Raw genomic sequence first — 11,089 nt, 5'->3', positions numbered from 1 at the left:
TCCCCCGCGGTGGGTTCGTCCGTAAGGTGGGCGGATGGCCGTCCAGAACTGGAAGCTCGTCCTCGCGGCGGTGTCCGCGCTGCTCTCCCTCAGCGCGGTCGTACTCGTCCTCCCGGCGCTGACGGGCACCGTCGGCTCGACCTCCGTCATCGCCGCGGGCGCCCTGGCCGCGGTGACGGGGACGGTGGCCCTGCTGTCCGACGGCGGCGAACGCCACAGCTGAGGCCGGTCCGGGGCTGGTTGCGCATGATCGTCCGGCCAGGATGTGATGGGGCCATGGACTCTCGCACCCTGTACCTGTTCGGCTCGGCCGCCCCGCCCGTCTTCGACATAGCCCGGGTGATCGACGACGCGCAGGCCGCCGGCTGGGACGTGTGTCTGGGTCTCACCCCCACCGCGGCCCACTGGCTCGGCGACCACCTCGACGGCCTCGCCGCCCTGACCGGCCACCCGGTGCGCTCCCAGTACAAACTCCCCGGCGAACCGGACGTCTGGCCCCCGCCCGACGTGATCCTCTTCGCACCGGCCACGTTCAACACCATCAACCAGTGGGCACTCGGGATCACCAACCACTTCGTGGTGGGCGTCGTGGCCGAAGCCCTCGGCAAGGGCATCCCCACGGTGGCCATGCCCTGCCTGAACTCCGCCTTCGTCCAGCACCCCCAATTCGAGCGCTCCCTGGGCGAGTTGCGACTGGCCGGCGTGACGGTCCTGTACGGCGAAGGCGGCTTCGTCCCCAACCTCCCGGACGAGGACCAGCCCACCGAATACCCCTGGCACCTGGCCCTGGCAGCCGCAAGAACCCTCGCCCCGGCCCCCAGATGACCCACCGGGCGCGCCGGCACGACAGCCGCGTCCCCTTCGTGGAGCGAAGGGGACGCGGCTGTCGGAACGGGATCAGCGTCAGCGGATCGGCAGGCCGGACAGGGTGCGGGCGATGACCAGGCGCTGGATCTCGCTCGTGCCCTCGAAGATCGTGTAGATCGCGGCATCGCGGTGCATGCGCTCGACCGGGTATTCGCGGGTGTAGCCGTTGCCGCCGAGGATCTGCATGGCCTGGGCGGTGACGGTCTTGGCGGTCTCGCCGGCGTAGAGCTTGGACATGGAGCCCTCGGCCGAGGTGAAGGGCCGGCCGGCCGCGGCCATCCAGGAGGCGCGCCAGACCAGGAGGCGGGCGGCGTCGATCTGGGTGCGCATGTCGGCGAGCTGGAAGGCGATGCCCTGGTTGTCGATGATCGGGCGGCCGAACTGGACGCGGGTCTTCGCGTAGTCGAGGGCGACCTCGTAGGCGGCGCGGGCGATGCCGACCGCCTGGGCGCCGACGGCCGGGCGGGAGGCCTCGAAGGTGGCCATCGCGGCGTTCTTGACCCGCTCGCCGCCGGTCTTGGCGCGCTCGTGGGCGCGGGCGAGGCGCTCGTCGAGCTTCTCCTTGCCGCCCAGGAGGCATTCGCCGGGGATGCGGCAGTCCTCGAGGACGACCTCGGCGGTGTGGGACGCGCGGATGCCGTGCTTCTTGAACTTCTGGCCCTGGGACAGGCCGGGGGTGTTCGGCGGGACGATGAACGAGGCGTGGCCCTTGGAGCCGAGCTCGGGGTCGACGACCGCGACGACGACGTGGACGGCCGCGATGCCGCCGTTGGTCGCCCAGGTCTTGGTGCCGTTGAGCACCCATTCGTCCTTGGCCTCGTCGTAGACCGCGCGGGTGCGCATCGCGGAGACGTCGGATCCCGCGTCCGGCTCGGAGGAGCAGAAGGCGGCGACCTTGACGTCGTTGACGTCGCCGTACATCTGCGGGACCCAGGTGCCGATCTGCTCCTCGGTGCCGTTGGCGAGGACGCCGACGGCCGCCAGTCCGGTGCCGACGATGGACAGGCCGATGCCCGCGTCGCCCCAGAACAGCTCCTCCATGGCCATGGGGATGCCGAGGCCGGTGGGGTCGAAGAACTGCTGGGCGTAGAAGTCGAGGGAGTAGAGACCGATCTTGGCGGCCTCCTGGATGACCGGCCAGGGCGTCTCTTCGCGCTCGTCCCACTCCGCGGCCGCCGGGCGCATCACGTCGGCCGCGAAGCCGTGGATCCAGTCGCGCACGGACTTCTGGTCGTCGTTGAGCTCGAGCGTGAAGTCGCCCATGTCCCCTCCACCTGGTTGTTACTTGCGGTAACATCAGTCTGTTACCCGCGAGTAGGGGCTGTCAACTCCCCGCCGTGAACCCGGCCGCCCCGACCGGGGTGTTACGTTGCGCAGAGTGCACGAAATCGAACAGACAGGGAGTACCTGGTGGACACCGGCCAGCGGCAGGACCAGCGGACGGCGACGGAGCGACGGCGTAAAGAGCTGCTCGAGGCCGCCGACCGCGTCGTACTGCGGGACGGACCCGAAGCTTCCATGAACGCCATCGCCGCCGAAGCCGGAATCACCAAGCCGATTCTCTATCGTCACTTCGGCGACAAGAGCGGCCTGTACCGGGCGCTCGCTCAGCGGCACACCGACGCGCTGCTCGCCTCGCTGCGCGCCGCCCTCGACTCCGGCAACGACCGCCGCGACCGGGTGGAGGCCACGCTGCACGCCTATCTCGCCGCGATCGAGACCCGCCCCCAGGTGTACCGCTTCCTGATGCACCCGGCCGAGGCGCCGGGTGACGGGGAGAAGGGCTTCGACGGCGGCCGGCACTCCTCCTCGCTGCTGCGGCGGATGGGTGAGGACCTGGCCGAGGTGATCGCCGAGCGGCTCGACCTGGGCCCGCAGAGCCAGGAGCTGGCACGGGTCTGGGGTCACGGCATCGTCGGCATGATGCACGCGGCGGGCGACTGGTGGCTCAGCGAACGCCCCGTCTCACGCGACCAGTTGGTCAGCCACCTCGCCGACCTGCTGTGGGGGCGGCTGGCCGCGGCCGGCGACCGGGCGGGCAGCCCCGGCCTGTAGAACCCGGAACCGACCCGGAATCCAGAACCCGGAATCCGGCGAACCCCGCCAGAACCCAGAAACCAGAACCTGAAAGCCGCAACCCCGCCGGGCAGCCCTAGTTCTGCCGCGCCCAGGGCGCCCGGCGCGCGGCCCGCAGCGCACGGCGGCGGCGCAGCCCGCCGAGGCGGTCGGTGAACAGGCCGCCGTCGAGGTGGTCGCACTCGTGCTGCAGACAGCGGGCGAAGAAGCCGGTGCCGGCGATCCGCACCGGCTCACCGCGGACGTCGAAGCCCTCCACCACCGCGTGGTCGTGGCGGGTGGTGCCCGCGTTGATGCCCGGCAGCGACAGACACCCCTCGGAACCGGTGACGGTGACGCCGTCCACCTCCGCCAACCGCGGGTTGACGACGTGTCCCAGGTGCCGTACGTCCTCGTCGTCGGGGCAGTCGTAGACGAACACCCGCAGGGCTGTACCGATCTGGTTGGCGGCCAGCCCGACGCCGTCGGCCGAGTACATGGTGGCGAACATGTCCTCGACGAGCCGGGCCAGTTCGGCGTCGAACGCGGTGACCTCGGCGCACGGCGCATGGAGCACCGGGTCGCCGATCAGACGCATCGGACGGATGGTGCCGGTACTGCCGGGGATGGTGCCGCGTCGCATGCCGGCAAGCGTAGAGCCTGTACGTGACGGGGCGGACGGTGCGGGGGCCGCGCGCGAATGTAGATAGGCTGCTCCGAGACCGAGGCCTCCCGGGTGTTGGATCGGCGTGGAGGGGCGGACACTCGGCCACCGCGAGGCTTGTGCAGGTGTGGGGGCCGGACGCGAGGAGGATGTTAGACGATGGCAGGCAACTCGGAGCCACTGACTCCGCGGGCCAAGCTGGCCGTGACGGCGGGCAAGGCGGCTGCGGCGGTGTCCCGTGCGGCGGGTCGCGGCAGCGGATCGGTGATCGGCGGACGGGTGGCCCTGAGGGTCGACCCCGATCTGCTGGCCCGGCTGGCCGGGCACCTCGATGTCGTGCTGGTGTCCGCCACCAACGGCAAGACGACGACGACCCGGCTGCTCGCGGAGGCGCTGCGGGCCAACGGCACGGTGGTCTCCAACGCTCTGGGCGCGAACATGCCGGCCGGTATCACCTCGGCGCTCGCCGGCGGCGCGGACGCCCGCTACGGCGTGATCGAGGTCGACGAGAAGTACCTGGCCGGTGTCGCCCGCGACGTCGCCCCCAAGGCCATCGCCCTGCTCAACCTCTCCCGCGACCAGCTCGACCGCGCGGCCGAGACCCGCATGCTCGCCGAGCACTGGCGCGAGGGCCTGTCCGGCACGGACGCCATCGTCATCGCCAACGCCGACGACCCGCTGATCACCTGGGCCGCCTCCTCCTGCCCCACCGTGGTGTGGGTCGCCGCCGGCCAGGAGTGGAAGGACGACGCCTGGTCGTGCCCGTCGTGCGGCGGCGTCCTGCAGCGCCCCTCCGACGACTGGTTCTGCGGTGACTGCGGCTTCCGCCGTCCCACACCGACCTGGGCGCTCTCCGGCGACCACGTCATCGACCCGTACGGCGCAGCCTGGCCGATCCGCCTGCAACTGCCGGGCCGGGCCAACAAGTCCAACGCGGCCGTGTCCGCCGCGGCCGCGGCCGCCTTCGGGGTGGAGCCGAAGGTCGCGCTGGAGCGGATGTACGCGGTGCAGGCGGTGGCCGGACGCTACGACGTCGTCACCTACCTGGAGCGCGAGCTGCGGCTGCTGCTGGCGAAGAACCCGGCCGGCTGGCTGGAGACGTTCTCCCTCATCGACGGCCCGCCCACCCCGGTGATCCTGTCCGTCAACGCCCGCGGCGCGGACGGCACCGACACCTCCTGGCTGTGGGACGTGGACTACACCCGGCTCGCCGGGCACCCGATCTACGTCATCGGCGACCGCAAGCTGGACCTCGCGGTCCGCCTGGAGGTCGCGGGACTGGACTTCCGCGTCTGCGCGGACGTCGACGAGGCGGTGCGCTCGGCGCCCCCCGGACGGATCGAGACCATCGCCAACTACACGGCCTTCCAGGACCTGCGCCGCCGCGTCGGCAACTGACCCGGACAAGGAGAAGCAAGCATGAGCGATTCCAGCCTTCGCCTGGTGTGGGTCTACCCGGACCTGCTGAGCACCTACGGCGACCAGGGCAACGCCCTCGTCGTGGAGCGGCGTGCCCGCCAGCGCCGCCTCAATGTCAGCCGGATCGACGTCCGGTCCGACCAGCCGATCCCCACCTCCGGGGACATCTACCTGATCGGCGGCGGTGAGGACCGCCCGCAGCGCCTCGCCGCGGAGCGGCTGCGCCGCGACGGCGGACTGAACCGCGCGGTCGCCAACGGCGCGATCGTCTTCTCGGTGTGCGCCGGCTACCAGATCCTCGGCCATGAGTTCGTGAACGACCTGGGCCGCCCCGAGGCCGGCCTGGGCCTGCTCGACGTCGTCAGCGTGCGCGGCGACGGCGAGCGCTGCGTCGGCGACGTCCTGGCCGACATCGACCCGCGGCTCGGCCTGCCGCCGCTGACGGGTTTCGAGAACCACCAGGGCATCACCCACGTCGGCCCGAGCGCGCGCCCGCTGGCGACCGTCCGGTACGGCAAGGGCAACGGGACCGGTGACGGCACCGAGGGCGCGTACAACGACACGGTCTTCGGCACATACATGCACGGCCCGGTCATGGCCCGCAATCCGCAGATCGCCGACCTGCTGCTGAAGCTGGCGCTGGACGTGAACGCCCTGCCGCCGGTCGACGACCAGTGGTTCGAGGCGCTGCGCACGGAGCGGATCGCGGCGGCGGGTCAGCCCGCCTGAGGCGGTGAGCGGTGTCCGCAGTGCGGGCGGCTGTGCGCCGTCCGCCTGCGGCTGGCTAAGGTAACGGGGGTTCCATCCGGACGACGGGGTCCGGCCGTCCGTTTGGAAATCGCGGGAGTGCGAGAGCAATGCGTATTGGTGTGCTGACGAGCGGCGGAGACTGCCCCGGACTCAATGCCGTCATCCGGTCGGTGGTGCACCGCGCCGTGGTCGACCACGGCGATGAGGTCATCGGGTTCCACGACGGCTGGAAGGGCCTGCTGGAGTGCGACTACCGCAAGCTGGACCTGGACGCCGTCAGCGGCATCCTGGCCCGCGGCGGAACGATTCTGGGCTCGTCCCGGGTGCAGCCCGCGCATTTGCGCGGTGGCGTGGAGCAGGCCAGGGGCCATGTACGGGACCTGGGTCTGGACGCGATCATCCCGATCGGCGGTGAGGGCACCCTGAAGGCGGCCAAGCTGCTGTCGGACGCCGGTCTGCCGATCGTGGGCGTGCCCAAGACGATCGACAACGACATCGCGTCGACGGACGTCACCTTCGGGTTCGACACGGCCGTCATGGTCGCCACCGAGGCCCTCGACCGTCTCAAGACCACCGCCGAATCGCACCAGCGGGTGCTGATCGTCGAGGTCATGGGCCGGCACACCGGCTGGATCGCCCTGCACTCCGGCATGGCGGCCGGCGCGCACGCCATCGTGGTGCCGGAGCGGCCCTTCGACATCGGCGAGCTCGCCGATCTGGTCGGCAAGCGCTTCGCGGCCGGCAAGAAGTTCGCGATCGTCGTGGTGTCCGAGGGCGCCAAGCCGCGGGAGGGCTCGATGGAGTTCTCGTCCGGCGCCAAGGACATCTACGGCCACGAGCGGTTCACCGGAGTCGCCACCCAGCTGTCGGTGGAGCTGGAGCAGCGCCTCGGCAAGGAGGCGCGGCCGGTGATCCTGGGCCATGTGCAGCGTGGTGGCACGCCCACCGCCTACGACCGGGTGCTCGCCACCCGGTTCGGCTGGCACGCGGTGGAGGCCGTCCACAACGGTGACTTCGGCATGATGACGGCGCTGCGCGGCACCGACATCAAGCTGGTGCCGCTGGCCGAGGCCGTCGAGCACCTCAAGACCGTGCCGGCCGAGCGCTACATCGAGGCCGAGTGCGTCCTGTAGCCGGTCCCGTCCGCCGTGCGGCGGACGCTGTGCCGGGCTGACGCCCGCTTCCGACGTACGGGGCCGCCCCCGGCCGCATCACCGGCCGGGGGCGGCTCTAGTCTGGTGCGGGCGCACGGGTCGAATCGGCACAATGCCGGACGGCGCGGGCGGGCAGTCGGCACGAACAGGAGAGAGTGACCCATGGACCACGGCGGGCACGGCATGCCCATGGACTTGCCGCCGTTCACCCTCGGTCGGGCGCTGGAGTTCAGCGGCGACCCGGTCTTCCTGGCGGGCTGTCTGCTGGCTCTCGGGCTGTACGGCTGGGGCGTGGTGCGGCTGTGGCGGCGCGGCGATCGCTGGCCGGCCGGCCGGATCGTCGCCTTCGTGCTGGGTGTGCTGACCGTGGCCTCGGTGATGTGCACCGCGATGAACGACTACGGCATGGTCATGTTCAGCGTGCACATGGTGCAGCACATGGTCGTCAGCATGCTCTCCCCCATCCTGCTGCTGCTGGGCGCTCCGGTGACGCTGGCCCTGCGGGCGCTGCCCGCGACGGCGCACGGCCGCGGCCGCAAGGGGCCGCGTGAGCTGCTGGTGGTCTTCCTGCACAGCCGCTACATGCGGGTCGTCACCCATCCCGCGTTCACGATCCCGCTGTTCATCGCGAGCCTGTACGCGGTGTACTTCTCGCCGATCTTCGACTTCCTGATGGGCAGCCGGCTGGGACACATCGCGATGATGACCCACTTCCTCGCCGTCGGCCTGGTCTTCTTCTGGCCGATCATGGGCGTGGATCCGGGGCCGCACCGCCCCAGCCACATCATGCGGATGCTGGAGCTGTTCGCGGGGATGCCGTTCCACGCGTTCTTCGGTATCGCCCTGATGATGGGCACCGAGCCGATGGTGACCACGTTCCTGCATCCCCCGGCGTCCCTCGGGGTAGATCCATTGCAGGACCAGAGCGCGGCGGGCGGCATCGCCTGGGCGTTCAGCGAGATCCCGTCGGTCCTCGTGCTGGTGGCCCTGCTGTTCCAGTGGTACACCTCCGATCAGCGGCAGGCGCGGCGGTCGGATCGCGCGGCCGACCGTGACGGGGACGCGGAGCTGGTGGCGTACAACGCCTATTTGGCATCATTGGATGCTCGCGGTCGCGGCTGACACAGCTGACTAAGGGGAGGCGCGAGATGGGGGACCAGGTGCGGATATCGGGCGGAGCGCTGGAGCTGCCGGGCGGAGTGACGGTGCGCTTCATGCGCACGTTGCGGCTGCCCGAGACGGGGACACATCCGCTGCCGCCGGGGATCGGCAGTTTCCCGCTGCGCAGAGTGGCGGACTATCCGGACCGGGCGCCCGCCGAGTGGCTGACCCGCGGCGGTGTGGTGCTGCCGGTGTACCAGCGCGAGGCGATGTGGCTGAGCTTCTCCTCGCCGGTGCCGGCCGCGCTCCAGGTGGGCGTGGGCAAGGTGTGCGCGGTCTCGGGGCAGCCGTGGAGCGACCGGCTGTCACAGGATCCGCAGAACTACGTGGTGCTGCCCCGGCAGCCCTGGCTGGACGGCATCAACTCCGGATCCGGCACGATCCGGCAGTTCGTGGCGGTGCCGCTGGGCCTGGGGGCGACCGTGGAGGGCCAGGTCTCCGGCGAGGAGGTCTGGGGCGGGGTGCAGCTGCAGGTCTTCGAGCTGCGGGACGAGCCGCTCGCGGTCTGGCGCGCCGAGCAGGAGCGGCGCGCGGTGGCCACCCGCGGCCCCTGGGGCGTCGCGGCCGAGGAGGACGAGGGGATGCCGCCCATGGCGGGCTACGGCGCGGCGATGCCGAGGGCGGCCATGGCCGCCCCGGCCGCACCGTCGATGGGCCTGGGCGCGGGCGGCCGGATGCGCCAGGAGGTGTACCGCGACGAGCGGCTGCCGGGCGACTGGCGGCCGGCCCCGTCGGGCCGGGTCTTCGTCCATCTGGCGACCGCCCCGCAGTGGCGGCAGATCACCGGCGAGGCGCCGCCGCCGTCCCCGGTGGACCGGGCGGCCTACAACGCGGCGGGCCTGCCCTGGTTCGACTACTACGACGCGGACGCCGCCGATCTGGCGGCCGCGGCCCCGCTGGCGGACGTGAAACCGGTGGGCGACTGGCTGGGCGACGACCAGCAGCCGTGGGCGCCGGTCCAGCCCGGCCAGGTGAAGAAACTCAAGGACGACGGCCAGGTCACCGACGGCGACTGGTAGCGCCGGAGGCGGCGGCCGGTCACCATGGAGAGCGGGCCGCCACCGGGCGGGTCGTCCTGGGATGCTCGGGGAGGAGGGCCTCATGCCGACACCCGCGAAGACGATGGCGGTGTGCACCGTGGCGTCCCTGGTGGCCGTGTCCGCCTACACGGTCGTGCTGGGCGCGAACGCCTGGCTGTGGTTCGCCTGGGTGCTGCTGGGGCTGTGCACCGCTGGTGTGCTCGCCATCCGGGCGCCCCGCTGACCACGGGCCCACCCCGCGACCGCACCTCCCGGCCACCCGGTTCACCCGAAGGGCCCCGTGCTCCGGCACCGCGCTTACCGGTACTCTCGCGCGCCGCCCGTATCGGCACTACTGTGCCTGGTCACCGGGGTGCGGGCGTTCCCCGGCGTGGAGGGGGGAAACGGGCCGCGTGTTCTACCACGTGCTCAAATACGTGATCCTTGGGCCGTTGCTGCGGCTGCTGTTCCGGCCGCGGATCGAGGGGCTGGAGCACATTCCGGACGACGGGGCCGCGATCGTCGCGGGCAACCACCTGTCGTTCTCCGACCACTTCCTGATGCCGGCGATCCTGCCGCGCCGGATCACCTTCCTGGCCAAGGCCGAGTACTTCACCGGCGCCGGGCTCAAGGGCCGGCTGACCGCCGCGTTCTTCCGCGGGGTGGGCCAGATCCCGGTGGACCGGGCGGGCGGCAAGGCCTCCGAGGCGGCGCTGAAGTCCGGTCTCGCGGTGCTGCGGCGGGGCCATCTGCTGGGCATCTATCCGGAGGGCACCCGGTCGCACGACGGCCGGCTGTACAAGGGGCGCACCGGGGTCGCGGCGATGGCGATCACGGCTCAGGTGCCGGTGATCCCGTGCGCGATGGTGGGCACCTTCGAACTGCAGCCGCCCGGCCGCAAGCTCCCCCGGCTGGGCCGGGTCACGATCCGGTTCGGCACGCCGCTGGAGTTCAGCCGGTTCGAGGGCATGGAGGGGGAGCGGTACGTGGTGCGGTCGGCGACCGACGAGATCATGTACGCGATCCTGGCGATGTCCGGCCAGGAGTACGTCGACCGCTACGCGAACGAGGTCAAGGCCGAGCAGGCGCGCGGCGTCACGGCACGGCTGCGCCGGCCGTCGGGAAAGAGTGAACCGCAGGACGACCAGCCGTCCCGGCCGCCGCTCTAAAGCGTGTTGCAGATCTCCGCGTATGGGCAGGTCAGGGCCTTGTTTGCGGAGGCTTTGGTCATGCGGCGAGGGCCAGGTTGTGCATGTGGGCTACGGCTTGGACAGCGTGGTGGAGGCCGTCGCCGTGCTGTCGGCAGTCGCGGAGGATCTTGTAGTTCTTCATACGGGCGAAGGTGTGCTCGACGCGGGCGCGGACTTTGCGGTGCTCGGCATTGTCCGTTTCCTCGCCCGGCAGTAGCGCCCGGCCCGGGCGTTTGCGGTGCGGGACGACGAGTCCGGTGTTGATGTACGCGCCGTCGCCGAGCACCGTCACACCCGTGCAGTGGGCGGACAGACCTGACTCCCGCCAGACCCGGGCATCGGCCCGGTTGCCGGGAACCGGACGGGCCGCGGCCACCACCAGCCTCGTGTCCGCATCGATGATGACCTGCACGTTCGCCGAGAACCGATAGTTTCGCGATGAGGCGGCCACTGTTCGGTCGCGGACCGGGATCAGGGTGCCGTCCACGATCCACAACCGGTCCACGGCCTCGTCCCGGCGGGCTATCGGCTCCAGCGCGAGCTGCGGGCCCAGCCGCTGGATGACTCGGCACACGGTGGCCGGCGAGACCCCGAACAGCGGCGCCAACTGCCGCATCGTGAGGTTCGTCCGGTAGTACACCGCGACCAGCAGCACCCGCTCGCCCAGGGGCAGACACCACGGCCGACCGATCCGCGGCCCATCGCCGCCCCGCTCCCGCACCACCCGCAACAGACCATCAAACTGCCGCATCCGCAGCCCCGTGAACGTCTCCACCCACACCCGCTCGACCCTCAACACCCCAGCCATAC

At 71.3% G+C, this 11,089-nt stretch carries 13 protein-coding genes; 10 read left to right on the top strand and 3 right to left on the bottom strand.

Going from position 1 to position 11,089, the window contains the following annotated elements:
• Nucleotides 1-34: 34 nt before the first annotated feature.
• Both LNW73_RS31505 and LNW73_RS31500 read left to right on the top strand, forming a co-directional pair.
• On the top strand, nt 35-223 hold the full coding sequence (locus LNW73_RS31505; RefSeq protein WP_250992273.1) for a hypothetical protein: 189 nt from the start codon (nt 35-37) through the stop codon (nt 221-223).
• Nucleotides 224-276: 53 nt separating this feature from the next.
• Entirely contained in the window at nt 277-825 is a 549-nt protein-coding gene (locus LNW73_RS31500; RefSeq protein ID WP_250992272.1) for a flavoprotein, read from the top strand.
• Nucleotides 826-903: 78 nt separating this feature from the next.
• Here LNW73_RS31500 and LNW73_RS31495 read toward each other — a convergent pair whose 3' ends face one another.
• Nucleotides 904-2,130, bottom strand: a complete 1,227-nt coding sequence (locus tag LNW73_RS31495) for an acyl-CoA dehydrogenase family protein (RefSeq protein ID WP_250974283.1) — start codon at nt 2,128-2,130, stop codon at nt 904-906.
• A 147-nt stretch (nt 2,131-2,277) separates the two neighbouring features.
• On the opposite strand from LNW73_RS31495, the gene LNW73_RS31490 reads away from it, so the two are divergent.
• The gene (locus tag LNW73_RS31490; protein ID WP_250974284.1) at nt 2,278-2,922 is read left to right on the top strand and encodes a TetR family transcriptional regulator; all 645 of its coding nucleotides are present in this window, start codon (nt 2,278-2,280) and stop codon (nt 2,920-2,922) included.
• Nucleotides 2,923-3,019: 97 nt separating this feature from the next.
• Here LNW73_RS31490 and def read toward each other — a convergent pair whose 3' ends face one another.
• Nucleotides 3,020-3,565, bottom strand: coding sequence for a peptide deformylase (def, locus tag LNW73_RS31485; RefSeq protein WP_138354546.1), 546 nt, complete (start codon nt 3,563-3,565; stop codon nt 3,020-3,022).
• 180 nt (nt 3,566-3,745) lie between these two features.
• Here def and LNW73_RS31480 point away from each other — a divergent pair, with 180 nt between their 5' ends.
• The 7 genes from LNW73_RS31480 (at nt 3,746) to LNW73_RS31450 (ending at nt 10,258) form a co-directional block, all read left to right on the top strand.
• Nucleotides 3,746-4,984 (top strand): MurT ligase domain-containing protein, encoded by a 1,239-nt coding sequence (locus LNW73_RS31480; protein WP_250974285.1) that lies wholly within the window; start codon nt 3,746-3,748, stop codon nt 4,982-4,984.
• 21 nt (nt 4,985-5,005) lie between these two features.
• Nucleotides 5,006-5,734, top strand: a complete 729-nt coding sequence (locus tag LNW73_RS31475; protein ID WP_250974286.1) for a type 1 glutamine amidotransferase — start codon at nt 5,006-5,008, stop codon at nt 5,732-5,734.
• Nucleotides 5,735-5,862: 128 nt separating this feature from the next.
• A complete protein-coding gene (locus LNW73_RS31470; RefSeq protein ID WP_138354543.1) occupies nt 5,863-6,888 on the top strand; it encodes a 6-phosphofructokinase in 1,026 nt (341 codons plus the stop codon).
• A gap of 183 nt (nt 6,889-7,071) precedes the next feature.
• On the top strand, nt 7,072-8,031 hold the full coding sequence (locus LNW73_RS31465) for a cytochrome c oxidase assembly protein (RefSeq protein WP_250974287.1): 960 nt from the start codon (nt 7,072-7,074) through the stop codon (nt 8,029-8,031).
• 26 nt (nt 8,032-8,057) lie between these two features.
• A complete protein-coding gene (locus LNW73_RS31460) occupies nt 8,058-9,089 on the top strand; it encodes a hypothetical protein (RefSeq protein WP_250974288.1) in 1,032 nt (343 codons plus the stop codon).
• Nucleotides 9,090-9,171: 82 nt separating this feature from the next.
• Complete coding sequence (locus LNW73_RS31455; protein WP_250974289.1) at nt 9,172-9,333, top strand: hypothetical protein; 162 nt, start codon at nt 9,172-9,174, stop codon at nt 9,331-9,333.
• 169 nt (nt 9,334-9,502) lie between these two features.
• Nucleotides 9,503-10,258 (top strand): lysophospholipid acyltransferase family protein, encoded by a 756-nt coding sequence (locus LNW73_RS31450; protein WP_250974290.1) that lies wholly within the window; start codon nt 9,503-9,505, stop codon nt 10,256-10,258.
• Between the two features lie 58 nt (nt 10,259-10,316).
• Here LNW73_RS31450 and LNW73_RS31445 read toward each other — a convergent pair whose 3' ends face one another.
• Nucleotides 10,317-11,087 (bottom strand): transposase family protein, encoded by a 771-nt coding sequence (locus LNW73_RS31445; protein ID WP_250988700.1) that lies wholly within the window; start codon nt 11,085-11,087, stop codon nt 10,317-10,319.
• Between the last annotated feature and the right edge of the window lie 2 nt (nt 11,088-11,089).

Source organism: Streptomyces sp. RKAG337 (assembly GCF_023701715.1).
Taxonomy (GTDB): domain Bacteria; phylum Actinomycetota; class Actinomycetes; order Streptomycetales; family Streptomycetaceae; genus Actinacidiphila.
Note: the sequence above shows the minus strand (reverse complement) of the source record. Positions and strands in the feature narration are given on the sequence as shown.

What these genes read in the sequence shown, in the direction of transcription:
- LNW73_RS31505 (WP_250992273.1), top strand. Translation starts at nt 35, where the DNA reads ATGGCCGTCCAGAACTGGAAGCTCGTCCTCGCGGCGGTGTCCGCGCTG.
- LNW73_RS31500 (WP_250992272.1), top strand. Translation starts at nt 277, where the DNA reads ATGGACTCTCGCACCCTGTACCTGTTCGGCTCGGCCGCCCCGCCCGTC.
- LNW73_RS31495 (WP_250974283.1), bottom strand. Translation starts at nt 2,130, where the DNA reads ATGGGCGACTTCACGCTCGAGCTCAACGACGACCAGAAGTCCGTGCGC.
- def (WP_138354546.1), bottom strand. Translation starts at nt 3,565, where the DNA reads ATGCGACGCGGCACCATCCCCGGCAGTACCGGCACCATCCGTCCGATG.
- LNW73_RS31480 (WP_250974285.1), top strand. Translation starts at nt 3,746, where the DNA reads ATGGCAGGCAACTCGGAGCCACTGACTCCGCGGGCCAAGCTGGCCGTG.
- LNW73_RS31475 (WP_250974286.1), top strand. Translation starts at nt 5,006, where the DNA reads ATGAGCGATTCCAGCCTTCGCCTGGTGTGGGTCTACCCGGACCTGCTG.
- LNW73_RS31470 (WP_138354543.1), top strand. Translation starts at nt 5,863, where the DNA reads ATGCGTATTGGTGTGCTGACGAGCGGCGGAGACTGCCCCGGACTCAAT.
- LNW73_RS31465 (WP_250974287.1), top strand. Translation starts at nt 7,072, where the DNA reads ATGGACCACGGCGGGCACGGCATGCCCATGGACTTGCCGCCGTTCACC.
- LNW73_RS31460 (WP_250974288.1), top strand. Translation starts at nt 8,058, where the DNA reads ATGGGGGACCAGGTGCGGATATCGGGCGGAGCGCTGGAGCTGCCGGGC.
- LNW73_RS31455 (WP_250974289.1), top strand. Translation starts at nt 9,172, where the DNA reads ATGCCGACACCCGCGAAGACGATGGCGGTGTGCACCGTGGCGTCCCTG.
- LNW73_RS31445 (WP_250988700.1), bottom strand. Translation starts at nt 11,087, where the DNA reads ATGGCTGGGGTGTTGAGGGTCGAGCGGGTGTGGGTGGAGACGTTCACG.